26 protein-coding genes and 1 pseudogene are annotated in these 26388 nt (G+C 35.0%); 13 read left to right on the plus strand and 14 right to left on the minus strand.

Translation table 11 applies throughout. From position 1 onward, the window contains the following. The first annotated feature begins 453 nt into the window (after nucleotides 1-453). Nucleotides 454-1125, plus strand: coding sequence for a class I SAM-dependent methyltransferase (locus ACIQZG_RS09115; protein WP_402754864.1), 672 nt, complete (start codon nucleotides 454-456; stop codon nucleotides 1123-1125). A gap of 276 nt (nucleotides 1126-1401) precedes the next feature. On the opposite strand, the gene ACIQZG_RS09120 is transcribed toward ACIQZG_RS09115, so the two are convergent. Both ACIQZG_RS09120 and ACIQZG_RS09125 read right to left on the minus strand, forming a co-directional pair. Next, nucleotides 1402-1821: a hypothetical protein gene (locus tag ACIQZG_RS09120; protein WP_402754865.1), complete on the minus strand. Its 420-nt coding sequence runs from the start codon at nucleotides 1819-1821 to the stop codon at nucleotides 1402-1404. Between the two features lie 35 nt (nucleotides 1822-1856). After that, nucleotides 1857-2474: an NUDIX hydrolase gene (locus ACIQZG_RS09125; protein ID WP_402754866.1), complete on the minus strand. Its 618-nt coding sequence runs from the start codon at nucleotides 2472-2474 to the stop codon at nucleotides 1857-1859. A gap of 356 nt (nucleotides 2475-2830) precedes the next feature. Between ACIQZG_RS09125 and ACIQZG_RS09130 the strand changes: the two genes are divergently transcribed. Continuing rightward, entirely contained in the window at nucleotides 2831-3454 is a 624-nt protein-coding gene (locus tag ACIQZG_RS09130; RefSeq protein ID WP_402754867.1) for a hypothetical protein, read from the plus strand. Nucleotides 3455-3621: 167 nt separating this feature from the next. Here the strand turns inward: ACIQZG_RS09130 and ACIQZG_RS09135 are convergent, their stop codons facing one another. The 3 genes from ACIQZG_RS09135 to ACIQZG_RS09145 are packed head-to-tail and all read right to left on the minus strand — an operon-like array spanning nucleotide 3622 to nucleotide 6698. After that, a complete protein-coding gene (locus ACIQZG_RS09135; protein ID WP_402754868.1) occupies nucleotides 3622-4392 on the minus strand; it encodes a 3-hydroxybutyrate dehydrogenase in 771 nt (256 codons plus the stop codon). Then, on the minus strand, nucleotides 4389-5324 hold the full coding sequence (locus tag ACIQZG_RS09140; protein WP_402754974.1) for a 3-hydroxyacyl-CoA dehydrogenase family protein: 936 nt from the start codon (nucleotides 5322-5324) through the stop codon (nucleotides 4389-4391). The genes ACIQZG_RS09135 and ACIQZG_RS09140 overlap by 4 nt, the downstream gene beginning before the upstream one ends. Before the next feature lie 54 nt (nucleotides 5325-5378). Further along, complete coding sequence (locus tag ACIQZG_RS09145; protein ID WP_402754869.1) at nucleotides 5379-6698, minus strand: GntP family permease; 1320 nt, start codon at nucleotides 6696-6698, stop codon at nucleotides 5379-5381. Nucleotides 6699-6948: 250 nt separating this feature from the next. Between ACIQZG_RS09145 and ACIQZG_RS09150 the strand changes: the two genes are divergently transcribed. From ACIQZG_RS09150 to ACIQZG_RS09160, 3 genes are all read left to right on the plus strand, one after another. Further along, nucleotides 6949-7098, plus strand: a complete 150-nt coding sequence (locus ACIQZG_RS09150; protein ID WP_402754870.1) for a hypothetical protein — start codon at nucleotides 6949-6951, stop codon at nucleotides 7096-7098. Nucleotide 7099: 1 nt separating this feature from the next. Further along, nucleotides 7100-7882, plus strand: a complete 783-nt coding sequence (locus ACIQZG_RS09155; RefSeq protein ID WP_402754871.1) for an enoyl-CoA hydratase/isomerase family protein — start codon at nucleotides 7100-7102, stop codon at nucleotides 7880-7882. Between the two features lie 319 nt (nucleotides 7883-8201). Next, the gene (locus tag ACIQZG_RS09160) at nucleotides 8202-9392 is read left to right on the plus strand and encodes an MFS transporter (protein ID WP_402754872.1); all 1191 of its coding nucleotides are present in this window, start codon (nucleotides 8202-8204) and stop codon (nucleotides 9390-9392) included. A 130-nt stretch (nucleotides 9393-9522) separates the two neighbouring features. On the opposite strand, the gene ACIQZG_RS09165 is transcribed toward ACIQZG_RS09160, so the two are convergent. Together ACIQZG_RS09165 and ACIQZG_RS09170 are read right to left on the minus strand one after the other, a co-directional pair. Then, on the minus strand, nucleotides 9523-11373 hold the full coding sequence (locus tag ACIQZG_RS09165) for an ABC transporter ATP-binding protein (protein WP_402754873.1): 1851 nt from the start codon (nucleotides 11371-11373) through the stop codon (nucleotides 9523-9525). Beyond that, entirely contained in the window at nucleotides 11366-13126 is a 1761-nt protein-coding gene (locus ACIQZG_RS09170; protein WP_402754874.1) for an ABC transporter ATP-binding protein, read from the minus strand. Before ACIQZG_RS09170 ends, ACIQZG_RS09165 begins: the two co-directional genes overlap by 8 nt. Before the next feature lie 1231 nt (nucleotides 13127-14357). Between ACIQZG_RS09170 and ACIQZG_RS09175 the strand changes: the two genes are divergently transcribed. From ACIQZG_RS09175 to ACIQZG_RS09190, 4 genes are all read left to right on the plus strand, one after another. Next, nucleotides 14358-15491, plus strand: a complete 1134-nt coding sequence (locus ACIQZG_RS09175; RefSeq protein ID WP_402754875.1) for a DUF418 domain-containing protein — start codon at nucleotides 14358-14360, stop codon at nucleotides 15489-15491. 61 nt (nucleotides 15492-15552) lie between these two features. Then, entirely contained in the window at nucleotides 15553-16623 is a 1071-nt protein-coding gene (locus ACIQZG_RS09180) for a sensor histidine kinase (RefSeq protein ID WP_402754876.1), read from the plus strand. After that, nucleotides 16620-17225: a response regulator transcription factor gene (locus tag ACIQZG_RS09185; protein ID WP_402754877.1), complete on the plus strand. Its 606-nt coding sequence runs from the start codon at nucleotides 16620-16622 to the stop codon at nucleotides 17223-17225. The genes ACIQZG_RS09180 and ACIQZG_RS09185 overlap by 4 nt, the downstream gene beginning before the upstream one ends. A gap of 212 nt (nucleotides 17226-17437) precedes the next feature. After that, the gene (locus ACIQZG_RS09190; protein WP_402754878.1) at nucleotides 17438-17938 is read left to right on the plus strand and encodes a hypothetical protein; all 501 of its coding nucleotides are present in this window, start codon (nucleotides 17438-17440) and stop codon (nucleotides 17936-17938) included. A 76-nt stretch (nucleotides 17939-18014) separates the two neighbouring features. Here ACIQZG_RS09190 and ACIQZG_RS09195 read toward each other — a convergent pair whose 3' ends face one another. From ACIQZG_RS09195 to ACIQZG_RS09210, 4 genes are all read right to left on the minus strand, one after another. Continuing rightward, on the minus strand, nucleotides 18015-18740 hold the full coding sequence (locus tag ACIQZG_RS09195) for an ABC transporter permease (RefSeq protein ID WP_402754879.1): 726 nt from the start codon (nucleotides 18738-18740) through the stop codon (nucleotides 18015-18017). Continuing rightward, nucleotides 18733-19659 (minus strand): ATP-binding cassette domain-containing protein, encoded by a 927-nt coding sequence (locus ACIQZG_RS09200; protein WP_402754880.1) that lies wholly within the window; start codon nucleotides 19657-19659, stop codon nucleotides 18733-18735. The genes ACIQZG_RS09195 and ACIQZG_RS09200 overlap by 8 nt, the downstream gene beginning before the upstream one ends. Before the next feature lie 100 nt (nucleotides 19660-19759). Beyond that, complete coding sequence (locus ACIQZG_RS09205; RefSeq protein WP_402754881.1) at nucleotides 19760-20671, minus strand: sensor histidine kinase; 912 nt, start codon at nucleotides 20669-20671, stop codon at nucleotides 19760-19762. A 2-nt stretch (nucleotides 20672-20673) separates the two neighbouring features. Next, on the minus strand, nucleotides 20674-21369 hold the full coding sequence (locus ACIQZG_RS09210) for a response regulator transcription factor (RefSeq protein ID WP_402754882.1): 696 nt from the start codon (nucleotides 21367-21369) through the stop codon (nucleotides 20674-20676). A 249-nt stretch (nucleotides 21370-21618) separates the two neighbouring features. Here ACIQZG_RS09210 and ACIQZG_RS09215 point away from each other — a divergent pair, with 249 nt between their 5' ends. Then, a complete protein-coding gene (locus ACIQZG_RS09215; protein WP_402754975.1) occupies nucleotides 21619-21807 on the plus strand; it encodes a CPCC family cysteine-rich protein in 189 nt (62 codons plus the stop codon). 135 nt (nucleotides 21808-21942) lie between these two features. On the opposite strand, the gene ACIQZG_RS09220 is transcribed toward ACIQZG_RS09215, so the two are convergent. The 3 genes from ACIQZG_RS09220 to ACIQZG_RS09230 all read right to left on the minus strand — a co-directional run bounded on the left by ACIQZG_RS09220 (nucleotide 21943) and on the right by ACIQZG_RS09230 (nucleotide 23532). Continuing rightward, the gene (locus ACIQZG_RS09220) at nucleotides 21943-22242 is read right to left on the minus strand and encodes a hypothetical protein (RefSeq protein WP_402754883.1); all 300 of its coding nucleotides are present in this window, start codon (nucleotides 22240-22242) and stop codon (nucleotides 21943-21945) included. 75 nt (nucleotides 22243-22317) lie between these two features. Next, nucleotides 22318-23157 carry an MBL fold metallo-hydrolase gene (locus tag ACIQZG_RS09225; RefSeq protein ID WP_402754884.1) on the minus strand — a complete coding sequence of 280 codons (840 nt, stop codon included), beginning with the start codon at nucleotides 23155-23157 and terminating at the stop codon, nucleotides 22318-22320. Nucleotides 23158-23277: 120 nt separating this feature from the next. Beyond that, on the minus strand, nucleotides 23278-23532 hold the full coding sequence (locus ACIQZG_RS09230; RefSeq protein WP_402754885.1) for an AIR synthase-related protein: 255 nt from the start codon (nucleotides 23530-23532) through the stop codon (nucleotides 23278-23280). Between the two features lie 198 nt (nucleotides 23533-23730). Here ACIQZG_RS09230 and ACIQZG_RS09235 point away from each other — a divergent pair. The 3 genes and pseudogenes from ACIQZG_RS09235 to ACIQZG_RS09245 form a co-directional block, all read left to right on the plus strand. Then, a pseudogene (locus ACIQZG_RS09235) lies at nucleotides 23731-23820 on the plus strand (AIR synthase related protein); the annotation flags it as partial. 386 nt (nucleotides 23821-24206) lie between these two features. Continuing rightward, nucleotides 24207-24449, plus strand: coding sequence for a twin-arginine translocase subunit TatC (locus ACIQZG_RS09240; protein WP_402754886.1), 243 nt, complete (start codon nucleotides 24207-24209; stop codon nucleotides 24447-24449). 206 nt (nucleotides 24450-24655) lie between these two features. Then, nucleotides 24656-26116 carry a serine hydrolase domain-containing protein gene (locus ACIQZG_RS09245; protein ID WP_402754887.1) on the plus strand — a complete coding sequence of 487 codons (1461 nt, stop codon included), beginning with the start codon at nucleotides 24656-24658 and terminating at the stop codon, nucleotides 26114-26116. The last annotated feature ends 272 nt before the right edge of the window (nucleotides 26117-26388 follow it).

Raw genomic sequence — 26388 nt, forward strand, 5'->3', positions numbered from 1 at the left:
TGGCCCATGATGGTATTTAAATGACTTGGTAATCTACCAAATCTAGATGCTGGGGGCTGTTGCGTAGGATAATAGAAAGGTTGCTGTTGCATCCCTTGATAAGGAGGGCCGAAACCTTGACTATATGTTGGTGGGAAAGGTCTATTTCTTGAATTCGGTGGATAATATGGCATCAATTCACCCCCTATCTAGAAACTTTTATTTAGTATATGTCTGTAGTTTTTTTTGGATTAGACTTTCGTAGAAGTCATACGAGAAAATATTGAACTCTAGTGATTCATTCTCCATTTCAGCACATTTTAAGCAATACTTCCCCCCCACCTTTCTTCTGTTAAGTTCTTGTCAGATCAACTTTATCTGATGTAGGAACCATACTATTTTTAATTTCATATTATAGAAACATGACGAATAAAGAAGGTGTTTCTAATACAGAATTCCAAGTATCTAGATTTCTTGTCCAAATTTGGCGTTGGAGGTGCACATCCTGGAGGGATTAATCTAACTCAGGAAATATTCAAGGCTGAGAACGTTAGCAAAATTTCTCACATTTTAGATGTAGGATGTGGTACAGGCCAAACTGCTGCCTATTTAGCTAATAAGTACGAAGCAAATGTAACTGGTATTGATATTAATTCGATAATGGTAGCAAAGGCTAAGAGAAGAATGAAAAAAGACCGTTTACCTGTAAAAATATTACAAGGTTCCATCGAAAAAATCCCGTTCCCCGATCAAAAATTTGATTTTATCATATCTGAATCTGTTCTTTCTTTTGTCAATAAACCTAGAGCTCTTAAAGAAATCTACCGTTTACTAAAAAATGGCGGTCGATTCATTGCTATTGAGTTTACAATTAACCAACAGCTCGAAGAACAAAGTGAGCAGGAAATCAAACAATTCTATGGTTTTGATTCCTGCTTTATGAAAAAAGATTGGGTTGATTTATTAAAACGGGCTGGTTTTAATAATATTCGTATACAAAATAACAAATCAATCTCTTCACAACCTGAATTTCAATACTCAGAGTATATTGAACCTGAATTTCACGAGATAATGAATAAACATTATGATATGCACATAAAATATGCCGGAATTTTAGATTATAGAATTTATTCATGTACTAAATAGCTTTTAGACGAAAGGGATACATTAATTAGCTATAACAATCCTCAGATGTATTTTAAATACTTCGAAAAAGTAGCAGACCTTTGCTTCCAATAAATCAATCCATTTATTCGGAGCTCATTTTTATTATTACCTACAAAATAAATACCCCGTTAATGCTAGTTTGCTTCTAACATTTACGGGGTATTTCAAAATTAATAGTCTGTGAGAAAATTATAGTAGGTCTCTATTTTTTATCCCATTCAATCCAGTCATTTTTATGATGAATCCATTATAATGCTATACTTTATTTCTTGCGGTTTTATCCCATGAAACAGTACCAATTCTTTTGCCTTTATACAACGTGATAAAACTTCTAATTAGTAGATAAACACAAAGTTGAGCATAACTGAAATACATCAAGAAAATCGTAAGTAAAGTTTTTAGTGATAAGGTCTTATCAAACCAAACGGCACAAACTAATTTTATTGAATAAATAAAATAAGCAAAGTACATTAAGATAGTATAATAGAATACTATCTTAATTTCGATGGCTCCTAACAGACCTAGTACAAAGATGGCGTTAGATACTAGTAGAAGTATAGCAAATAACACATAGTTAGCCTTGTAATAAAAAAATAATTCCGCGAGTCCGCTTATAAATACTCTAATTAATTCTACAAAAATCACAAATTTAGTAAAAGCAGAGTCTGTAATCATCATAGGCTCTCCCTTTATAATTTTTAAAGCATCTACTATTTTAATATCTCTATAAAATGTTTTAAAATCCTCGCTGTTAAGCCCCAAATTGTATATTTCTCATAATCGAAAAACCATTCTTCCATTGAACGAGTTCTCCATTGATATTGTGTTCCGTTTACAATTTTATCAAAAGGAAAGTCTGGTGAAGGTACTAACTCAACAGACACTTCATGCTTATAAGGCTCATAATTCAATAACCACTTGATTGGTACTATAAATACCTCTTCAACTTCATCTTTATTGTAAGCATGTAGGAATTGATCCGAATCAATGGTTGCTACAAATGGGTATGTAATAAATGAAGAAGAAGTAATATAGGGACTTAATTGCCCCACAACATGAATTGTTTTTGGATCGACACCTAATTCTTCGGATGTTTCGCGTACAGCTGCTGCCATAGGTGAAGAATCTGTTGCGTCGATTCGACCACCTGGAAAACTGATATCCCCTGGCTGTTTTCGCATTGTGAATGACCGAACTTCGAAAAGAATATGCCATTCCCCATCCACTACTACTAAAGGAATCAAAACGGCAGCACGAAAAGCGGTTTCCTCTCCTATAAATTGGAGTTGATCTTGATTTAATTGATTCTGTAGTTTATCTAGGAACATGAATTCCCTCACCTCAATATTTTAGCTAATTATCAATTATAAGCCACAAACGCTAAGGCTATATATTCCGTTTACTTGTTTTAAAAATTGAAAAGAAAGCATTCTCCTTAGGTTAAACCAATACAATTCTACCAAGGTTTATTCTTATCGCTACTTTACCCGAAAGTATACCTTATATCAATCCTATACTTCCTCACAGGCAGCTAGCTGGAACTCCACTAAGTCCTGAAAAAATCTTTACTTAATAATGCCGTAGATTTCTTCAAATCCTTGATTCTACACTGTATGTAATCTAGCTGTTTGTCCAAACGCACTTTTCCCTTTTTCATATACTACTATAAAAAGGAGGTGAGAAAATGGGTAATAATGAACATAGCCCTTCACGTAAAGATACAGGAAAAATAGAACCTGCACACCAAGCATGTATTGACCGTGCTTATCGCATTCCCATATTCTTAAGTACGACAACTCATTTAAACGATAACCAACAACGCTTTCTAAACCGTCTTATTTTAGAGATTGAAAATGCTTTACTTTTTCCGCGTACATTACCATTAAGCGAAAGTTATCCCGAATCTATTTTAACTGATATACGTCGATTAGTTTCATCAAGCTATGGCATGTTGGCAGTAAACTTCCGCCGGTTTAAAATTCAGAAAGTTGCTGTTAATGAAGGCCCTCTTCCTCCATCTACTCCGGTCTGGGAAGGTTCAGTTTATTCACAAGTAGAACCTTCAATGGCTTTCCAATTTGGGCTGCCCCTATTACTCGTCCGTGAAGAAGATACTGACGCAAACAATGGAATTTGGGCTGGAGGAATTGCCCCACTAAACCTATTTATCGTTTGGCATTCAGAAACGCAAACTGTTGATCAATTCTTTAGTACGCCGGAATGGAGATCCGCATTTGCAAATTGGTGTGCACAAGTGAGAAATGCTTTCTATATTCAGACTGAGCCTACGTTTAAGTACAAATGTTAACGAAAGAACAACAAGTCTAAAACATCTATTAAACAGATCCCCTTTATATATTTACGACTACTTTACAAAAAGGGTTTAATTGTATTACAAACAGGAGATTTCGCTTACTAAATATATTAGAAAGCCATGGTCTACGTAAGTACGTACTTCATGGCCTTCTAATAACTTTATTGTGTTGTATAGCCCCCATCTAAAGTAACGGCTTGACCTGTCATACCTTTTGCCAAATCACTTGCTAAGTAAATTGCTAGGCCAGCAATTTCGCTTACATCAAGTAGTCGTTTTTGAGGAATAAGAGGATAAAGAACTTCGTCCAACACCTGGTCTACGGTAATATTCCGCGTTTTTGCTAAATCTTCAAATTGTCCGCGTACTAATGCTGTATCAGCATAGCCTGGACAAATGGTATTTGCTGTAATATTGTATTGAGCCGTCTCTAATGCTGCTACCTTTGTTAAACCTATAACTCCATGTTTGGCAGAGTTATAAGCAGACTTACCAGCGAAACCAATTAAACCGTTGATAGATGAAATATTAATGATTCGACCGTAATTGTTCTCCTTCATATAAGGTAGCGCATATTTCATTGTCATAAAGGGACCTATTAGCATTATCCGTATCATTTGTTCGAATTTATCGGTTGGGAAATCTTCGATAAAAGCAACATGTTGAAGGCCTGCACTATTGATTAAGTAATCTATTGAGCCGAAACGATTTACAGTGAAATCAATCGCGCTTTTGACTTCCTCCTCAACAGCGATATTACATATAATTCCGTCCACCTCTCCTATTGTAGATAACTGTTCTTCAGCTTGTTTAATATTTTCTTCATTTAAATCTGTGATAACGACTTTTGCCCCTTGTGCTAGAAATGACTTCGCAATTTCAAAGCCGATTCCTCCGGTTGCACCCGTGATAAATAATACACGTCCTTTCATGTAATTCCCTCCTGAGTTAAATCTTTCTTCAAAAAATCTATGAGCAATTGCTCTCGCTGTTTATTAATAGCTTTTGCTTTCTCAGTTGGCCATTGATAGAATCCTTCACTACTTTTTAAACCTAGCTTCTGCTGGTCTACTAACTTATTTGTTACTGGCCGTAGATATGTTTCATTGCATAAATCTTCATATAAATAGCTACAAATTGAGCTTACGACATCTAGACCTGTTAAGTCCGCTGACATTAGAGGACCTGTGATTGGTAAACGGCGAGCGATGCTATGGGTAATAGCCGTATCGATATCTTCCTTCGAGGCAATCCCCTCATCAAGTAAATATTGTGCCTCGCGATAAAGTGCAAATTGTAGCCTATTGCCGATAAAGCCCTGAAGCTCTTTTTTAATAACGATTGGTTTTTTCCGTAAATGCTTTAATAATTGTAATGTTTTATTCATTGTCACATCGTTAGTCGCGCTACTCGGTACAACTTCCACAAGCGGAATTAAGTGAGCAGGATTCCAAAAATGTGTAATGATAAAGCGTTCAGGTTGTGCTAGCTTAGCAATGAGCTGTTTACTAGGTATGCCCGAAGTATTACTTGCAATCGGTATAGATGGCGCGATAAGCTGTTCGATTTTCGCGAAAATATCTTGTTTGAGTATTAGTTGTTCAGGCACAGCTTCAATGACATAGTCTGTATCGGCTAAGCATTCTTCAAGTTCAGTTGTAAATTCCATGCAATTCATTATTTGAACTGCTTGTCCTGTTGTAATAACTTGTGTTTCAATAAGTGTTTGCAATTTCTCCTCTACATTAACTTTTGCACTTTGCACTTCTTCATCACTAATTGCAAATACAACCACAGAATAATTAACCCAAGCAATTGATAAAGCTATCGAATGTCCCATTGTGCCCGCACCTATAATACTTATTTTTTCATAATCTGTTCCACCTTAAATGAAATGAACGAGTAGCCCTTTTATCATTTACAAACCTATTGAGAATAAAATAATGGCGAGTATTGTTCCGAGAAGTGGAAGAATAACCGTAACTGCCCCAAAAGCGGGATAAGCATCTTTATAGCTTTCATTAGCAATTGAGCTAATAGTCGTTACAACATAACCACTATGTGGTAACGTATCAAGTGAACCTGAGGAAATAGCAACAACACGATGCAATGCTTCTGGATCTACACCCATGTCTAGATAATGTGGTGCTAGTAAAGGTAACGCAATCGCCTGACCACCTGAAGAGGAACCCGTTAGACCACAAATGATTGCTACCGCAAAGGCTCCACTAATTAAGGGTGACCCTGGTAAATTAGTTACCCATTCTACAGCTACATTGAATGAATCCGTTAGCTTCACAACACCACCAAATCCTACAACCGCCGCGGTATTAGCTATTGCAATAACAGCTCCTAAAGCTCCATCTGCGATTGCTTTTTCGCGGTTTTTCATGTATTTGAAACTAACTAAATATGCTGTTAAAATACCACCTAGTAAAGCAATGATTAGTGCAGAAGTACCCAATGAATCATGGAAAATATACGATAAAATTAATACAACTAATAATGGTATTAAACTTAAAATTGGATTTGGTAGTTCACGATCACTTTCAAAATTGAAATTGTCTTGCTGTTGCGCTACGAATTTTTCTCCACGGCCTATCGCACGCTTAATTATCATATTTAATATTAAATACCCGAAGATCATCATAAATAGTGCTACTATTAAACTTACTTCCCACCCAGCATATGCTGTTGTTCCTAAGTGTTCAATAGGGATCCAGTTTTGAATTTCTGGTGAACCTGCTGATGTCATTGTAAAGGTTACCGAACCCAATGCTAAAGATGCTGGAATAAAGCGACGTGGTATATCCGCTTGTTTAAATAAACTTAATGCCATTGGGAATACTGAGAATGCAACGATGAATAAGCTAACACCACCATATGTCAAAATTGCACAAGCAAACATAACAGCAATTAAAGCAAAACGACCACCAATTTTATCAACAATCCATTTAGAAACACTGTCTGCAGCTCCACTATCCTCCATAACCTTTCCAAACACGGCCCCAGCTAAGAACATTAACCACCATGAGGAAACAAATGATGTAAAAGAACCCATGTATCCTGTGATAATACTCGTTTCACCTTCCGCAGCTATCTGTGGGAAAATTACTATCCCACTTAGTAAACCTGCAAACAACGCAGAAAATGGTGCCGCAATTAGGATATTTACCCCCTTTACTGTTAAAAATATTAGTAATACTAATCCGCCAATTAATCCGATAAATCCTAACATACTACCCCCCCTCTAACGAAATAATTGTATAAAGAAGAATAATTCCCTTTTTAAAACGATATTACTAACTGAGCAAATCCCTTATTCCGTTTTAACAAGGTATTCATTTCTAATAGAATAAATACCTTAATAATGTTGATTAATAGTATTTTCCCAAGAGATTCGCCCCCGTTCTAAACTGATAGAAAAAAGGAATAATCAGAATATTGAAGTGCATATTGTAGAGTGTATTGTAAAAGGAGGGATTGATTTGGATATGTTTTTTTTACATAGAAAATATAAAAGGCCGAAGCGCATAGTATTCTTGGATGAAATTCCACTAGCTCCTTCTAGTAAAGTAAAAAAGTTTGAACTTCGTGAAAAGTATAAAAATGAACATTTAAAAATAGGAGGAATTTAATATGACAAAAGTAAAAGTAACGCGCGAAGACGAATTGGCAATAATCACTATACAGAATCCTCCTGTTAATGTTTTAGACAAAGATGTCGTGATCGAATTACTTCAAATTGCACGAAATCTTTCGACTGACAATACAGTGCGTGCAGTCATTTTGACTGGTGAAGGAACGAAAGCGTTTATGGCAGGAGGTAACATAAAGTCATTCCCAGACTTAATTGGTAAAGGACATGAAGTTGCCTATCAAGAATCAAGATTATTACAGGAACCATTTGAGGCTCTTATGAATTTGCCCCAACCCACTATTTGTGTACTGAATGGACTAGCACTAGGTGGAGGCTGTGAGTTGGCACTAAGTCTAGATTTCCGTATTGCAGAGGCGCATGTAGAAATTGGTTTACCCGAGGTGAAATTAGGGCTGTTCCCTGGTGCTGGTGGTACTCAACAACTTTCTAGATTGATTGGTATTTCAAAGGCCAAAGAAATAATTTTCACCGGAGAACCCCTAACCGCACAACAGGCACTTGAAATCGGCTTAGTCAATACCGTTGTACCCGCAGGTGAAGGATTACAAACAGCACGTCATTTTGCTAAAAAAATGACTCGTCACTCTTCACAAGCATTGAAATATGCAAAGTTGGCAATTGATCACGGCAGAAATGTTTCCTTACAAGATGGACTGAAGATTGAAGCACATTATTTCGGTGACGTTTTCCAAACAGAAGATGTAAAGGAAGGCGTCCAAGCATTTATCAACAAACGTACCCCAAAATTCCAAAATCGTTAATACAGGATTATTAGCATAGATTTCCATTCTATTAAAGTATAATATCTTTCCGCTCTACCTAATATCATGGGAATGATTGGTAACTATTTTACTCATTAAATAAGAATATATATATTAACGAAAACCGTATCACTTACTGGTGATACGGTTTTCGGTATTGCTAGAAATTTTTACATACTAATTCTTATTAACTCCCGATTCCATATAGATGTTAGTAATACATTAGAAAGGGTTTTTCTCGTAAAATTATTTTGGTATGATGTTAATGTTGTGTAATTACTCTATGACACATTTAAATTCATCTAAGAAAGAGGTACTTATGCACCCCACAAATTTAACCAAGCAACATTGGTTGCTTATCTTAACACTTTCTTCATTAACATTTGTGCTCGGGACAAGCGAATTTATGATTGTCGGTATATTAACCGATATTTCATCGAGCCTTCAAATAACGAATGCTAAAGCAGGCACACTTGTTTCCGCGTTTGCCATTACGTTTGCCATCACCACACCAATAGTCATGGCAATAACAAGTCATTTTCCAAAGCGTAAATGGATGTTGTTTTTGATTGGAGTTTTCATCTTCCTGAACGCTTTATGTGTAATCTCGACGAGCTACACAATGCTCCTTTCACTTCGAATTTTGACAGCGATTGTAACAGGCGTATTAATCTCACTTGCTATGATTGTAGCAAGTGAAACAATGCCGCTTAATAAACGTGGACTAGCTATTTCGTTCGTTTTCGGTGGTTTTACACTTGCAAATGTCGTTGGTGTGCCGATTGGTACTGTTATCGCAGGAGCTTACGGCTGGAATGCTACTTTCATGTTTACTACTCTCCTAGGAGTAGTTGCGTATTTAGCATCCTTTTTCGTCTTGCCAAATAACCTTAGCCAAGTACGTAGTTCGATACGGGATCAATTTTCTTTATTGACGAAACCAAGAATTTTGATGGCTTTTTTCATTCCTGCCCTCGGATTCGGTGCAACTTATACCATCTTTACGTATCTTGTTCCTATCTTGAAAGGAATGGAGGCACCAAGTCATTCAATTAGTTTAATCCTATTTGGTTACGGTATTATCTCGATTTTCAGTAACATCCTCGCAGGGAAGATTGCTAGCCACAATGCAATCGGTCGCCTTCGGTTTGTTTTTCTCATACAGGCAGTTGTTCTAACTAGTTTATTTTGGACAACTAATCATTTCACTTTAGGACTAGTAAATATCGGCTTAATGTCGTTGATGGCCATTCTCTTAACAACTTCTACTCAGCTATATTTAATTGACCTTGCCGAAATATATCAGCCAAAAGCAACAGGACTTGCCGCTTCACTTATGCCAGTGGCAAGTAACGTAGGTATCGCCTTTGGTTCTGCATTAGGCGGAATTGTCTACCATCAAGGGAATTTAATGAATGTAACATGGGTCGGTGGAATAGTTGCAGTATGTGCAAGTTTGCTAACTTTCTATAGTTATTTTTTAGATCAAAAACAAAAAAAATTAGCATAAAAGAGAAGTACCAAACACTTGCTATAATTATCGAACTAAAAGTAATCCCTAAATATAAAATTAAAAAAGAAGTATCAAGGACGTTTCAGTAGTCCTTTGATACTTCTTTTTAAATACTGTTACTAACTAATTAAGATACGTCTTCAAATTGACTGTTGTAAAGATCTGCATAGAACCCGCCATTTGCCAGAAGGTCCTCATGGTTACCTGTCTCAATAATATCGCCGTCTTTCATGACGATAATTAAATCTGCATTTTTTATTGTAGATAAACGGTGTGCGATTACGAAGGATGTTTTTCCGTTAGATAATTCATCCATCGCTTTTTGGATCAGTATCTCTGTCCGCGTATCGACTGAACTTGTTGCCTCATCTAAAATGAGGAGTGGCGCATTTTCAATCATTGCTCGGGCGATAGTTAGTAACTGTTTTTGCCCAGCTGAAAGATTCGCCTTATCATTTAGTACTGTATTGTATCCAGCAGGCAATGTTTTAATAAACTGATGTAAACCTACTGCTCTACAAGCTTGCTCTACTTGTTCATCCGTTACATGTTCTTTAGAAAAGACAATGTTCTCACGAATTGTTCCTTCAAAAAGCCAAGTATCCTGAAGAACCATACAAAACAGATCATGAACATTTTCACGCGTTAATGAATGTATTGGAGTTCCATCAATGGTGATTTCCCCTTCATTTACTTCATAAAAACGCATTAATAGATTGACTAATGTCGTTTTACCCGCCCCAGTAGGACCTACAATCGCAACTTTTTGACCTGCCTTTACACTAGCAGAAAAGTTTTTAATGACGACATGTTCTTCGTCATAGCCAAAACGGACGTTTTTGAACTCAACATCCCCTTTTGCGCTTGCAAGCTTTTGAGTTTTTTCGCCTTCATCTTCTAATTCTTCTTCCTTTAAGAACTCAAATACGCGTTCACTTGCTGCGGCGGTAGACTGCATACTTGTTGCAGCTTGTGCCAATTGGGCAAGTGGCTGTGTGAATAAGCGAATGTACATCATAAATGCCACAATTGTACCGATTTGAATGGCACCATTATTCACTAAAATGGCACCTACTACACAAACGACTACGTAGCCGAAATTACCGACAAACATCATCACCGGCATCATTAAGCCGGACATAAATTGAGATTTCCACGCATTTGTATATAGTCGCTCATTGATATCATGGAAAACCTTCTTCGCATTTTCTTCACCATTATACGCTTTTACGATAGTATGACCCGCGTAAGTTTCTTCTATATGCCCATTAATCAGACCTAGTTCCCTTTGCTGTGCGATAAAGTACTTTTGTGAGCCCTTCATAATAAAGGACATGAAGCTAAAGCCTATAATCGTTGATAAAATCGCCGAGATTGCCATTATCCAATTTGTATAAAACATCATTACGATGGCACCTACAAATGTAGCAAGCCCACTCACGAGAGAACCTAAGCTGTTATTTAATGTTTGACCGATTGTATCAACATCATTTGTTACGCGACTTAGTACATTTCCGATACTCGTTTTGTCGAAATATTTTAAAGGGATACGAGGCATTTTATCTGAAATGTCTGTACGCATTTTCTTTGTAATACGTTGTGTCACTGTTGCCATGATAAAGCCTTGAACATAGTTAAATAACAGACCAAAGCCGTACATAAACGCCAGTATCAAGCCAAAACGTTTAATTTCATCTAGATCAATGGATGTAGCTAGCCCGGCGGCAATCGTGTTGGTCATTTCACTTAATATATCTGGACCAACTACATTTAAAATAGCCCCTATTAATGCTAGTAAAAGTGCGATCATCACAAAAGGAATATATTGCTTTGCGTACTCAATTAGTTCGCGCATTGTAGCTTTAAATTGCTTTGGTTTTTCTCCAATCATCGGCTTCATCCCCGGTGGGCCTCCCCCAACTGGAGGCTTCCCCACTTTAGGAGGAGGCTCTGGTCTAGATGGATTTTGTTTATTCATCTTCTAACTCCTCCTTCGAAAGTTGTGAGTAGGCGATTTCGATATAGGTAGGACAACTTTTAAGTAATTCTCTATGTGTACCCTTACCTACAATTCCCCCGTTATCTAACACAATGATCTGATCAGCATCTTTAATCGTTCCAATACGCTGTGCCACGATTAAGGTTGTAGCCTCTGTAGTTAGTTCTTTTAATGCTGTACGTAATGTACGATCGGTCTTATAATCCAACGCAGAAAAAGAATCGTCAAAAATATAAATTTCTGGCTGGTGATAAATAGCACGCGCAATAGATAATCGTTGCTTTTGGCCACCTGATACATTTGTTCCGCCTTGAGAAATTTCACTATCATATTGCCCTTCTCGGTCTTCTACAAAATCCTTTGCTTGGGCAATTTCAATTGCATTTCCCAAGAGTACCTGTGCATTTTCCTGAGGATTCTTACCGAAAGCTACATTTGAAGCGACCGTTCCGCTAAATAAAATGGCTTTTTGAGAAACATAACCGATTTTATTGCGTAGAGCTTCCTGCTTATATTCTTTTACATTAATGCCATCAATGAGTATTTCCCCTCTTGTGGCATCATAGAAGCGAGGAATTAAGTTAACCACAGAAGTTTTACCGCTACCTGTTGAACCAATAAATGCCACAGTTTCCCCTTTTTTGGCTGTAAAGCTAATGTTGTGGAGGATCGGTTCTTCTGTATCTGGATAAGCAAAATCAACATTTTTGAATTCTACTTCTCCCACCATTCCAGGCAAGCCGTCAATTTTCGAACCATCTGTGATTTTTGATTTTGTATTTAACACTTCGAGTACCCGTTTTGCCGATACGGCAGCACGTGGAAGCATGATGAAAATCATACTTAGCATCATAAACGCCATCACCACTTGAACTGCATAAGCACTAAAAACCACCATATCCGAAAAAAGCTGAATACGATTCATCGCATTTGCTTCATTTATAATATAAGCCCCTATCCAATATATCGATACACTAAGACCAGACATAATAAAGGTCATTCCTGGCATCATAATTGCCATCACACGGTTTACAAATAAATTAGTAGCTGTTAAATCTTCATTGGCTTTTTCAAATTTCTCATGTTGATATTGTTCTGCATTATAGGCACGGATCACTCTTAAGCCTGTTAACCCTTCTCTTGACACACGATTCAAATTATCTGTTAAGGATTGAATAATACGAAACTTAGGTAGGGCAAATAAAATTACTACACTTAACATAATGATTAGCACAAAGACGGATACACCTGTAGCAACTGACCAATGCCAATTCTTTCCTGAAATTTTCACGATCGCCCATACTGCTAAAATTGGTGCCTTAATAATCACCTGTAAGCCCATTGCAATAATAAGCTGAATCTGCGTAATATCATTCGTCGAACGCGTGATCAAACTAGATGTAGAAAACGTATTGATTTCCTCCATCGAGAACATCATTGTTTTGTCATACACCATTGCACGTAAACGCATTGACAGTCCCGCCGCTACCCTTGCTGCAAAATAACCAACCACCATTGCTGCCATCATACTTCCGATTGCACATAACAGCATATAACTACCAGGTGCCAGTAAATCTGCGGTCGTTGTGCCTTCTGTTTGAATAAGTGTCGTAATTTCTGCCATATAGTCTGGCAACTTTAAATCGAGCCATACTTGTATGACGATAAATACTAGACTTATACCAACAAAAAGCCATTCATTTCTTTGCATATATTTAAATATTCTAAGCATGGCTTCTCCCCCTTTATCTTTTAGTGTAAGGTATTTACATTGCACAATTTGTCAGTATAGGTGTGGTGATTAAGCAAATTTCATCATTACCAATAGAGTGAAAAGTTGATCTCCTTTCCAGTGTCAGTCCAACCTCCACCATTAAAATATTCTACCATGATTTATATGCAGGTATCCCGAAATTAAGCAATCACTAATTCAAAAATCAGACTATTCGTAACGATTATTATGAACCTTCTTTTTTAAATTTACAATTAGATTTTCAACTTGCTTTAATTCACACTTACAAAGCACTTTATGAATTTTTTTCTAGACTTTCACGAAAATATTTACATTGGTTGATGACCTAACCAATACAGATAAAACACAACAAAAAAAGAGAGACCCTTATGTAAATAGTAGCCACTAAGACTTACTTTTCCAAAAGGAATCCCTCTTGCTTAAAATAGCACGATTTCACACTACTTCCAAACTTTCTTCTAGAGGAATTTCTTCAAACTTCGATCGCGTTTTTTTCATACCAATTGCGATTAAAATACAAATCATACTTAGGATGAATAATCCCAGGAATATGATCCATGCCACTGTATAGCTTTGTGTAAGATCATAAATTAAACCAGAAACGATAACACCAAGTGAACTTGTTGCTACGAAGAATATTTGAACGAAGCCAAAAATTGCTCCAAAATCTTTTTTCCAAGGTTATGTTCTAAAAGAATGTTGATACTGTATTAAATAAAAGAAGACCTCAAAAATCCTCTTTTGTTTATATTTTTATTCTTTTAGAGTTTCCGTAATGGTCAACAAATATTCTTAAGTCCTTTAATGTTGAGGATAATAAACTCCGATCACTTTCCATTTCAAATTGTAATTTTTTTATCATGAATACCTCCCAGAAAAAAATACGAATATGACAACTTACAACTTGTACTATTAAATTATAATTTTGGCGCTATTTTAAATATTATCCTAGAATTACATTTTCCGTAATGTTAAAGTCTCGTCTAACCATTTTCAAAAAATGCAAGAAAATTTCCTCCTTAATTCAGATAGCGGCAGAATAATTTTAGAATTGTAAAAATGCAGATGAGCCCCTATTTCACTCCCTCTTAGCAAAAAATTCAGTACAATATGACACCTGTCACAAAGTACTTTTGACGGGTGTGAATATTTTGTATGTCTATTCCTCTGTATCATTGTGTTATAAGAAAACATAGAAAGAGTGATATGAATGATAAATAGTACGCAAAGACTACCTTTAATCGATATTTTACGAGGATTTGCCGTATTAGGAACTCTAGGGACAAACATTTGGATTTTTGCTTATCTTGGGGACTTATCTTACATTACGACAAGTGCTTATACTGGTTGGTGGTCATTGAATGATTTTCTTCGAATGCTTGTCTTATTTCTCGTAAATGGTAAGCTGCTTGGATTGTTAACCATTATGTTTGGAGTTGGTTTAGAACTAAAATATCAACAAGCAATTCGGAATGGCAATGCTTGGCCAGGTGTCTACATTTGGACAATTTTATTCTTATTTGTAGAGGGCTTTATCCATTTCACTTTCGTAATGGAATATGACATTTTGATGAGTTACGCTGTGACAGCCATTGTCGTTGCGTTTATTGTAAGGGCCGGAAATAAAGCCATTAACCGTGCTTTATATATGATTGGAGGTTTTCATACATTACTGATTCTACTCATACTAATAAGTGCTTTACTAGGTGCTAATATGACCTTACCTACCAACGATACGATTATGAGTCTCTATCAAAATGGTACTTGGTTTGAACAAATCGTCAATCGTTTAACGAATTTTTGGTTTTTTAGAACAGAGGCTATCTTTATTATTCCGATGAATATCTTCTTATTTTTAATGGGCGTAAAATTAATGCGTAACGGCGTATTTACTCAAGATGAAAATGGTCGTCAAGCGCGTAAAAAGTTGTTTACTATTGGGCTGTACATTGGTGTACCCTTAAATCTTCTTATCTTTATTCCTGGTGGAGCTTTGGATTTACCTGTTCGCTATTTATTTGCACCGATTTTATCTCTTGGTTATATTGGTATATTTGGTAAAATGATAGAATGTAAGAAAGCAAATTGGCTTTGGCGGCGATTTGAGCAAATTGGCAAAATGTCTTTAAGCTGCTACGTTCTACAAAATATAATTGCATCATTCATTTTCTATGGGTGGGGCTTAGGTTTAGGTGGAAAGCTAAATAGTATTGAAGTTATAGCCATATGGGTTACCCTTTCACTTCTCCAACTATTCATTGCTCATATTTGTATAAAACATTTCCATGTTGGACCTTTGGAATGGATTCGTAAACATGCGGTTCAAGCCGTAGCAACTAAATAAACGACAAGGGTTGGTGTAAAGTATAAAAATTTATCCAAGAGATCAAGCAAAACAATATTTAGTGATCGACGTTGTATCTATTATTTTTTTAATATCAATTGTATTAAGTTCTGACTCTGATTTATCGATAGTAGTCAAAGTTATTATCCTCAGTTTATTCTTTTTGGCGTTTTATATTGCATTATGGCATAGGGATTGGCGTCTATATCTGGCAACATTAACAGGACTCTTACTTATAGCAATTTTTGGAATCTATATAAACTCTAACATATTAGTTTTTGGATTTATGTTCGCGGATTTAATCGGGAGAGCACAAGCCAAATGGCATATAGCTTCGGCAATGCTTGCCATCGCCCTTATGTTTATCATAGTTTTATGGGTTGAAACTGGAGAGCTATTTAAAATAGAAGACCCTATAATCGTCCCAATTATGATGATTCAAATAATATTCCCTATATTAATTTACTTTGTAGAGAAAACAAAAAGCTTAAAAATTGAAATAGCATCGGTGAATACACAACTCGTACAACAAGACGAAAGACAACGAATTGCAAGAGATCTCCATGACACGATTGGTCATACATTAACAATGATTAAAATAAAAACCGAGTTAACAACAAAACTGATGGACAGAGATCCAAATAGAGCTAAAGATGAATTAGATGACATTTTATCTACGACACGCACTGCACTAAAACAAGTAAGAGAAATCGTATCAGATATGAATTTTATCTCACTAGAAAGTGAGCTATTTCATTGTAAAAACCTATTACAGACAGCGAATATTTCGTTTAAGCTGAATCATCAGAGTTCCGATACCCTATTAGCAAGTGTGGAAGAAACAATGCTTGCTTTATGTCTTAGAGAAGCTACTACAAATCTTATCAAGCATAGTAAAGCTAAAAATTGTAACGTTGAAATTGAATGTATTGACCATAACTATTGTCTAAAAATTGCTGATGACGGTGTTGGTCTCGAAAACCAAGGTCTAGGTAATGGTATTTCTTCTATGAAGGAACGAATGAATGCCCTTCAAGGAACCGCTTCCATTGATAATTTGGTTAATGGTGGAACCATTGTGACGTTAAAGCTGCCTATCCAATACTCTAGAAAGGAGGAGCGAATCTTATGATACGTGTCCTATTAGCTGAAGATCAACAAATGTTACGTGGTGCCTTAACATCGTTGCTGTCATTCGAGTCCGATATCCAGGTAGTAGCAGAAGTTTCAGATGGACAAAAAGCTTGGGATGTTATTCAAAGTGAAATTCCTGACGTTTGTATATTAGATATTGAAATGCCCTACCTCACTGGACTTGATCTTGCAGAAAAAATCAAAAATGCACATTTACCCTGTAAAGTCATGATTGTTACTACGTTTGCACGACCTGGCTATTTACAAAAAGCGATGGATTGCGATGTAAATGCTTATTTGCTGAAAGATGAACCAATCGACTATTTAATAGAAGCCATACGAAAAGTAAATCGCGGAGACAAGGTTGTTAGTAGAGATTTAGCAGCTACTCTATTTATGAAAGAACAAAATCCATTAAATGAACGAGAAATCGCTGTATTACAACTTGTCAAAGAAGGCTGTACAACAAACGAAATCAGTAAAAAATTATATTTAACAAAGGGCACTATTCGAAACTATCTATCGACCTCTATTCAAAAACTCGATGTAGAATCCAGACAACAAGCTGCTACAGTTGCAAGTGAAAAAGGCTGGATTTAACGATAATAACCCAATAAATAAACATCTATTTAGCCATTATTATATGTAGAAAAGGCAATCAACACTAATTCCCTTTTCTATATATTTTTCATTTCCAAATTATCGAGATCCCGTTCATGATTTATAGATAGTAAGTATCGTTGAACTCCACCTTTTACACGATCAAGATCAACCCCCTTATACATCATTAACTAGCGAAATGAGGAAATTACATGTTTGGTATTACTGACTATAAACCAACATTTTACTCCGATGCTAATCTCTTTTTATCTGAGCAACGACCACATTTATCGAAAATAATTGAACAAGAAATCGCTGCCATTTGGACTGTTCATGATGCAAATACAAACGAACACTGGGCTGATTGTCCAATTGTTGTTCAATTAAATGATATCCAGCTTGAATTTAATGCCCTTTATGATAATGAAATAGCGATTACATGGAATAGCATCGATTTATCGAAGAAAATAAGTTGGTTTAACAGTCCTGATTTAATACTTGAATGGCGTATGAATGAAGTACATCAATCAAAAAATTATATAGGTCAAAAGATTAATGACATACTTCTAATGGAACTAAAAAATTGTGGTTTCTTAAACGGTATTTATATAAGTTTGGAAAACGACTATCTAACCCTTTTCAATAATTTAGACGAAGCTGTTATCCAATTTAATGAAAAACTTACGCATGTGAGATTGATTAAAATACTTTAACTGATAATAAACGTGAAAAATTGCCTCTAGTAGATTGGCAATTCTTCATGCTTACAAAAAATATTTATAATTCATACTATAAATTTTGCCGATTAAATGAGTAAAAACTAAAAGCCAGCCCACATATATAACACTCTATTATTGACACATAAGGTAGTAGTACATTTGAATCTAGAAAAGTAATAGAAGTAACTGCTGACCAAGGAATTACGTTACGGATGCTTTCAGACCAATAAAGCCCAACAAATCCTATTCCTGATACAAGGCAGCTAAAGAGCAAACTCGGATAAAAAATATGCCTTTGTAAAATGCAAATAATTAAAATTGGACTCATAGAAAGCAAGTTTAATATGCCTGTTTTTAAGCATAATTCCGTTATTTCATAAAGACCTTCTATTAATTGTGTCTTTCCAAATAACAGATAAACACCGCCGTATGTGATCAACAGAAAAAATAGTGTTAATATGACGCCCCATAAGGACCATATGATGTATTTGCCTAGTACAAGTTTAATTCTATTAGTAGGCGCCGTCAGTGTGTTTATCATTGTTCGTTCCACATATTCTTTTTGGATAAGAAAAGTGATTATAAAGCCACTTAATACCGGATAAACAATTACCTGGATAGGTAAAACTAATCGATTCACCCATTCAGTACTTGTAAAAGAAGAAACAACTGCATTTTTAGCTGATAAGTCTGCAAGTATCATAGCGATTGGTAGCATTATCCCGATTAACGTACACATAGGTATTAATTTATTTCTTTTTAATTTTAATCTTTCATTCGCTAGGATATTAAGCAATGCCCTCACCTCCAGTTATTTTCTTGAAATAATCCTCTAAATTATCGGTACATAACTGAAGATGCGTTAATTCAATGTTTGCATCAACTAATACCTTAGCGATCAGTGAGACAGAATGAGCTAAGTCATATATTTTGATAAAGTTATCATCTTCTATTGAGTAATTCGTTATATTTAGTTTTGATTCCAAAATGTGAACAGTGTCGATCATATTCGTTGTTTGTACACTTACATACTGTTCAGATTTCTTTTGTAATTCTTCAAGTGTACATTCCTCTAGTAATACACCATTATGGATAATCCCAATATCATCTGCCATTAATGCAATTTCAGATAAGATATGACTTGAAAGTACAATCGTTTTACCTTGTTCATGGCAAAGCTTTTGTAGAAACATTCTTATTTCAGCAATTCCAATTGGATCAAGTCCATTGGTGGGCTCGTCGAGAATTAATAGTTCGGGATCATTCAGTAATGCATTTGCAATGCCTAAACGTTGTTTCATACCTAACGAATAGGAAGAGAAAGTCTTCTTGTCATTAAATGGCAAGCCGACAACATTTAATGCTTCCTGAATTGCATTAGGATTTATCGTCCCCCTTAGTCTGGCAAAGACCTTTAGATTTTCTGTACCTGTTAAATTTGAATAGAATCCTGGCACTTCAATAATTGAACCAATTCTAGGATAGATTGTTTTTTTGTTATTTTTTATTGGTTGATCAAATATACTAACTTCTCCAGATGAAATAGAAGTTAACCCTAAAATCATTTTCATTACAGTCGTTTTCCCAGCACCATTTCTCCCTAATAGTCCATAGATTCTTCCTTTTTTCACATTGATGTTAACGTTGTTCACTGTAATTTGCTTCTTGTACTTTTTTGTTAAATTAGTTGTAGTTAGAATAATTTCTTTCGACATTTTAACGCTCCTTTCAAACCTTAAAAATAGGATAATCTATGAACCTTGCCAAAACCTTGCCTATACTTGGCTATTTGTATGTTTTAAAAAAACTCCCACGTCATATACGAGGGAGTGAAATTACAAATGTTGTACCGCTATTCAAACTACTTTCCACTTTGATTTGCCCATTGTGTGCGATGACTAACTCATTGACAATTGCCAACCCTAATCCATTACTGCTTGTACTTCGAGAATAGTCACACTTGTACAGTCTATCTAAAATATAAGGTAAATCCTCTTTTGAAATACCTATTCCATTATCAGCAATTTTGATCATAGCACTATGCTCATTATAAGAAACTGAAATTCCAATCTGGGTAGCTTGACTATGTTTAAGTACATTTGATAATAGATTATTCATTATTCTTTCATATACTTTCACATCGAGATTTACTGGTATAGCAGTGTTAGGAATATCAATAAGATAGTCGATTTTCAATTCTTCAAATCTAAAAATCCATTCCGCAATAATTACTCTACTTTGTTCACATATGTTTACTTTCTCATACGAATAGAGCCACTCCCCTGACTCTAGCTTCAACCATTCGAAAAGTGTTTGTATGTATTCACTTAGGCTTAACGCTTTATTTTTAGCTGTTTTAATGTATCGATCTCTTTCGTTACAATTGACTAAATCTCTATCAAGTGCTTCTAGATAACCTACTAAAGAAGTAAGTGGTGTCCGAATGTCATGAGAAAGGCTTGTCACTAATTCTTTATATGCCTTCTCAGACTTATTATGCGCGAGCAATTGTTTCTTGTTATGTATGACAATCTCATTGATTTTATAGGCTATATCACTTGTGCTGTCATTTTCATTTGCATATAATCTACGATCTAAATTCCCCTCTAGAACCTCATCGAGTATATCAGAAATAGTGTGAAGTTGTTTCCTTGTTTTTCGGATGTGTAGGTATTGAAAGAGTACTATTATAACTAGTACTGCGCATGTAATTACTAAATATGGCACACCTACACCCCCAGGTTAAATCTATAACCAACACCGTGTATCGTTTGAATATAATCAAGTTCTAGTTCAGTATTCTTAATTTTTCTCCTTAGCTTACTGATAAAGGACATAATGTTACTGTCATCATAAGAATATTCCTCTTTCCACACATGATTATAGATTTGTTCCTTTGTGAAAACCTGACCTTTGTTGGACGCAAGAAAAAGCAGCAGATCAAATTCTTTTGCAGTTAGTTTGATGGTATCACCATTTACATTCACTATTCTTAATTGACGATTGATGGCCAACCCTTTAAAAGAAAGTGTTTCTGACTCTTCATGTTTTGCATTAAATATCGTATATCGCCTGATCAGTGACTGGACTCGCGCTATGAATTCATTCTGCAAAAAAGGTTTTGTCAAATAATCATCAGCACCAAGTCGTAATCCAGATACTTTATCTACCTCTGAATCTTTAGCAGTTAACATTAAAATCGGTACACTACTTGTCTTTCGTATCGTAGTCAACACTTCAAATCCGTTCATAATTGGAAGCATGATGTCCAAAATTATAAGTTGATATGTATTAGAGATTCCTTCTTTTATTCCACTAGCTCCATCATTACAAATAGTAACATTATAGTTTTCTAACATCAGATAATTTTTCAATAAATAACATAAATCAGTATCATCATCAATTATTAATATTTTATTTTCCATTGCTTACCCTCGCTTTTTTATTCGGCTCTGATTTATTTTACTTCTCTCTCTTTTCCTATATAATCCGCAAGTAAATTATATACAATATTATCAAATCTCAAAACCTATCTTACATAAAGGTTCTTAAATAGGACACCTTTGCTGAATATTAAATTCTCAAAATATACAAATCAAAACAGATTTTATAGTACACTATGACAACCGCTAATTGAACTTTCATGAAAAAACTCATGACCTGGCACACATATAATTTGTACTTTTTGTATTTGGGAAGTTAACGACGTTCAATATGGAGATCCTTTTTACAAAGGTTGTGCAAATGAGGTTTCATTAAAACATGCTCTAAATTTTATAAAATTTAGAGCATGCGATGAAGGAAGTATTAACTTAAAGGTACTATCAAAGTTCCCTACTGACAACACTATGAATATGATATAAGTGGAAGCCTTTTAATATAAGACTGTTTTCTTAAAAGTGATTGCTAAATACAGAGTTAACCTACAAATGGGTAGAAATCACCTCTGTTTTTATATATTTGACAAACCGACTCTTCAACCAAAGCCCCGAATTACGTTAGTTGAAAAATGGAGCAATAAATAGCATTGTAATCGAACATAAAACTAGACAATCAGTCACTTTTTTCGGAAGTTTTACTATTTCTCGCCCTTTATAAAATCCATAAAATTGAAATTTGTTTCTATATAACACAAAAATTAAAATAAGAATTGAAATACCAACTATCCATCCACCATTGGTATTATCTACATTTATTCCAAAAATCGCGAAGAGTAGTTTCACCAAAGCCCCCATCAAACCACCTAGAAGTATTAGAATTCCAATTATCCGGATTAATTCGAAAAATAATCTAAACATAATCCAAGCCCCTTCGATTTATTTATATTAAAATTTCTATAGAGTATACGGGAAATCCTTCAATTCAATACGATGCTACAAATATGAAAGTTGTAATCCTACTCCAACTTCTCCTAAATCAGCCGCTGTCGAAAGAGCAATTTTTGCGTATAAATCTGTACAATGACAAGCATGAAGCTTAGTTGGTTTAAGATCCTTTATGTACTGAACTGTATTATCTAACTGCTCTTTAGTCGGATTTAAAAGGTGAAATCCTCCGATAATATCAACTACTCGCTCTTCCTGACATACCTCTTTAGCATATTCAATAATGTTACAGATCCCCGAATGTGCACATCCAGCGATAATAACTAACCCTTCTGTTGATTTATAAACGATTGCTGTGTCATCCTTAACAAAGTCGTTAACACTACCTTGTTCAGTAATTACTTGCCCAATAGAATCTTTTCCTTCAAAATTAAATTTCCTTTTAATTTCTCCTAGAAATACTACTTTATCTGTTAGCCATAAAGGTTCTTTAGATAATCGGATTGGAAAGTGTCTACTTAACTTTTCATGAGATATAATACTCCCTATCTCTCCTACAGGATCAAATAGTTTAGTGTTAAAAACCAATGGGTGTCCAATAATCGCGGGCGTATTGTGTATTATTTCTTCATTTTTAGCTTCCATATGTAGTCTAATTAAATGTGTCAGACCCCATGTATGATCTACGTGCCCATGCGATAAGACGACATAATCGAGATTCCTTAAATCAATTCTCATTTTATCTGCATTCTTTATAAAAGCTTCAGAATATCCGGTATCAAAAAGAATGCGTTTACCGTCTTCTTCAATAAAAAAAGAAAGCCCTGGTTCTCCTAAAAAATAGCGATCTATGAAAGTATTATTATCTACTAAAACGGTTAATTTCATATAATATCTCCTTTTTCTATTAACTATGATAAGAAAGCAACCCTGAATAATATTGAAAAAATCTATCCTACACTTTATTAACTGTGCAGCATAGATATTAAATAACCTTTTTTCAACACGCTAACATATACGAGGCAACATAATGCCTGATAAGCGATGTAGTGCTCGTTTTACGCCAAGTGGTGTTTCTAATAATAATTGGCCCTTTGATGTATCAGATACTTTACCTATACAAACAGCATCTTGTCCCTCTGGATGTTGATGAAGTGCTTCAAGAACTTTCTCTTTATCTTCATTGGCAACAATGATAATCGCTTTTCTTTCATTCGCTAAGAACATCGGATCATAGCCTAGCAGATCACATGCACCATACACTTCGTCTATTGACGGGTTTCGTAGTTAGGGAGATAGTCAAAGACACCCATTTCCTTATTAGGCTGAACCCATTTCTACAAATGCCGCAGTTCATTTTTAAAGTGTTCTATCGTATTTAAATTTTCTAAATCTCCAAATAATCTTTCTTGGTATTGGATTTGAAACGACTATTCCAATTTTGGCTATTTTGATGCAAGAGGCTCGATTGGGAAGCTTGCAGTTGCCGGTACTGTGAATGATATAGCTGTAAATGGAGCGAAACCGTTATATTTAACGTGTAGGTTTATTGCTGCAAGTACCGCACACATTTTTAAAAAGATTCGCTTTGTTATACCTTGGTCTAAGGTAGATTCATAAATCGTTTTTCTTTTCCCCATTATTCTGCCCCCCCTTTTTTCAAAAAAATAGCAGTTACGAGTACATTATAACAGTACACTATTTTCGCATCTAAATTACGATAATTACGACATGTTACAACATTCAAATGTAAAAACTTCCTAATTTAGACACATTTACTATTTTTTAATTTGTTATAATCAAGATAAATTATTACAGTAGTATCCTAAATTAGATATATTTGTATTTTTATTGATGGTAAGTTAGAATACAACGATTAGATGTAACTGGTTACGCTGCACCTTTCCCAATATTAATGTGAGAGTGGCGTTTTCTAAATGGAAAATAAAGCCATCTATTTAAACGATAAAGAATTAAATGTAATTGAACACCTAGATGAATTACGTAAAAGGCTCATTATTACCATTGTAGCTTTTCTTATTTTTCTTTTTGCATCATTCATTTTTGTAAAAGATATTTATTTATTTTTCACTCGAGATTTGGATGATCATTTAATCGTACTAGGTCCAGGTGATGTAATGTGGATCTACTTTACCATCGCCTGTATCTTCCCCCCATAAATTGAGGTTGAATTTCGTTCCGGCTGGGTACTTCACTCAAATCAATCTTTAATCGAATGTCATCCTCGGCTTTCAGCAATAAACCGAAAATATCCACATTGAGTATGTATTCACAACAGAGAGTGTTGAATATGTTTAAGAATAATTTTATGTAACGAGATTCCAGTCAGAATAAAAAACATTTTAGAGGTAAAGGAATTATAACTATGCTAAAAAAACAATTTGTAATAGGTAACATTATCGTAATCGCCATGCTACTACTGATGACATGTATTAATGGAGTTGTATTTGCAAACGAAAAAGAGACCATTGATAGAAAGCTCGATTTTTCTACTATTGATGAATTCATGTCAAATCAAGTAGAGAGACTTAACATCCAAGGGGCTTCATTGGCCATCGTAAAGGGCGATCACGTTGAATACTTGCAAGGATATGGTGTTTCGCGCCCAGATGGAACCGAAATGACACCGCAAACGCCAGTTGTTATTGGATCAGTTAGTAAATCGTTTACTGCACTGGCCATTATGCAACTAGTGGAACAAGAAAAAATCAGTCTAGAGGATCCTGTGCAGTCAGTGATTCCTTGGTTCCACCTTGCAGATAAAGAAGCATCTAAAAAAATCACGATTCAACATTTACTAAATCACACGAGTGGTCTTTCAACAAATGATGGACAAGTCTCAATCTCAAATGGAGATACAACTGTAAAAGAACATATAAAAGACTTAGCAAATATAAAATTAACTTTCCCTGTTGGAGAGCAATATCAATATTCAAATTTAAATTACAACATCCTAGGTGCAGTCATCGAAGAAGTAACACAAACATCCTATTCAGACTATATCAATGAATACATATTCAAACCACTCGAAATGGTCAATACCTTTACGGACCCTAAAGAAGATATCAACAATACAATGGCGGCGGGCTATCAAACTGTTTTTGGATTTAAAATACGTACAGAACAATTAAACCATCGAGGAACTGTTGCTTCTGGTTACATCATTTCAAGTGCTGAAGATATGGCAAATTACATGATTGCACAATTAAATGGAGGTCAATTCAAAGGTAAAAATATTATATCTGCGAATGCAATGAGCACAATACATCATCCATCATCACTTGTGAGCAATGACACATACTATGCGATGGGATGGGAAGTAAATGACGTAATCTCCCATAATGGATGGACAGAAAATGCATACTCAAGAGTACTGCTAGATGGAGAGTATGGCATTAGTCTGCTTATTAATTCAATGGATTATTTTAATCTTAATGAATATGAAACTATAACGAGTGGAATTAACAAGCTACTCCATAATGAAGAGCCTCCCCTACCTACTAGCAATCCATTTATGAAATATATTATTTTTGATTTGGTTTTACTGGGGATCATTGCTTACATTGTTTGGTCAACTTACAGAATTATAAAACCTAAAAATGAAAAGGTCACCATTCTAAAAGGAATTCTTATTTTCGTATTTCATTTACTGATACCATTGCTTATTTTAATAGAATTCCCTAAATTATTTGGACCTTTGTCTGCAGTAACACTATTTGCACCTGGGATAGGGCATTTGTTATTTTTAATCCCCTTACTCCTATTAATTGTGGGTGTCGTTAAATTAGGGAAAGCACTACTAAGATACAAGATAAATCGCATCTAAATTAAGAAAAGGACATAACTTAATTATATAATTTGTTATGTTCTTTCTTTTTAGCTATTTTCTAAAGATTTCTTGCGGTTAAAACAATAGCATAAAGTTAATCTATAAAATGTGTAGAATCAATTCTGTGTTTAACTAGTACCACTTTTTAGCTTAATAACAATTTTTTAAGAGTAAAATTCACATCTTACTGATTTAAGCTTTAAATTTCAATAGATCCAATTAATATCTATCTTTATTTATTGTTTTGTTACTAAAAATCGAAACTCTTC

Origin of the sequence: Lysinibacillus sp. NPDC096418 (genome assembly GCF_044762775.1) — a bacterium.
GTDB lineage: Bacteria > Bacillota > Bacilli > Bacillales_A > Planococcaceae > Lysinibacillus.

Coding starts and splice junctions, on each gene's coding strand:
- ACIQZG_RS09120 (WP_402754865.1), bottom strand. CDS start 1,821: ATGATTACAGACTCTGCTTTTACTAAATTTGTGATTTTTGTAGAATTA.
- ACIQZG_RS09225 (WP_402754884.1), bottom strand. CDS start 23,157: ATGAAATTAACCGTTTTAGTAGATAATAATACTTTCATAGATCGCTAT.
- ACIQZG_RS09185 (WP_402754877.1), top strand. CDS start 16,620: ATGATACGTGTCCTATTAGCTGAAGATCAACAAATGTTACGTGGTGCC.
- ACIQZG_RS09220 (WP_402754883.1), bottom strand. CDS start 22,242: ATGTTTAGATTATTTTTCGAATTAATCCGGATAATTGGAATTCTAATA.
- ACIQZG_RS09135 (WP_402754868.1), bottom strand. CDS start 4,392: ATGAAAGGACGTGTATTATTTATCACGGGTGCAACCGGAGGAATCGGC.
- ACIQZG_RS09125 (WP_402754866.1), bottom strand. CDS start 2,474: ATGTTCCTAGATAAACTACAGAATCAATTAAATCAAGATCAACTCCAA.
- ACIQZG_RS09165 (WP_402754873.1), bottom strand. CDS start 11,373: ATGAATAAACAAAATCCATCTAGACCAGAGCCTCCTCCTAAAGTGGGG.
- ACIQZG_RS09155 (WP_402754871.1), top strand. CDS start 7,100: ATGACAAAAGTAAAAGTAACGCGCGAAGACGAATTGGCAATAATCACT.
- ACIQZG_RS09170 (WP_402754874.1), bottom strand. CDS start 13,126: ATGCTTAGAATATTTAAATATATGCAAAGAAATGAATGGCTTTTTGTT.
- ACIQZG_RS09130 (WP_402754867.1), top strand. CDS start 2,831: ATGGGTAATAATGAACATAGCCCTTCACGTAAAGATACAGGAAAAATA.
- ACIQZG_RS09160 (WP_402754872.1), top strand. CDS start 8,202: ATGCACCCCACAAATTTAACCAAGCAACATTGGTTGCTTATCTTAACA.
- ACIQZG_RS09190 (WP_402754878.1), top strand. CDS start 17,438: ATGTTTGGTATTACTGACTATAAACCAACATTTTACTCCGATGCTAAT.
- ACIQZG_RS09245 (WP_402754887.1), top strand. CDS start 24,656: ATGCTAAAAAAACAATTTGTAATAGGTAACATTATCGTAATCGCCATG.
- ACIQZG_RS09210 (WP_402754882.1), bottom strand. CDS start 21,369: ATGGAAAATAAAATATTAATAATTGATGATGATACTGATTTATGTTAT.
- ACIQZG_RS09145 (WP_402754869.1), bottom strand. CDS start 6,698: ATGTTAGGATTTATCGGATTAATTGGCGGATTAGTATTACTAATATTT.
- ACIQZG_RS09175 (WP_402754875.1), top strand. CDS start 14,358: ATGATAAATAGTACGCAAAGACTACCTTTAATCGATATTTTACGAGGA.
- ACIQZG_RS09200 (WP_402754880.1), bottom strand. CDS start 19,659: ATGTCGAAAGAAATTATTCTAACTACAACTAATTTAACAAAAAAGTAC.
- ACIQZG_RS09240 (WP_402754886.1), top strand. CDS start 24,207: ATGGAAAATAAAGCCATCTATTTAAACGATAAAGAATTAAATGTAATT.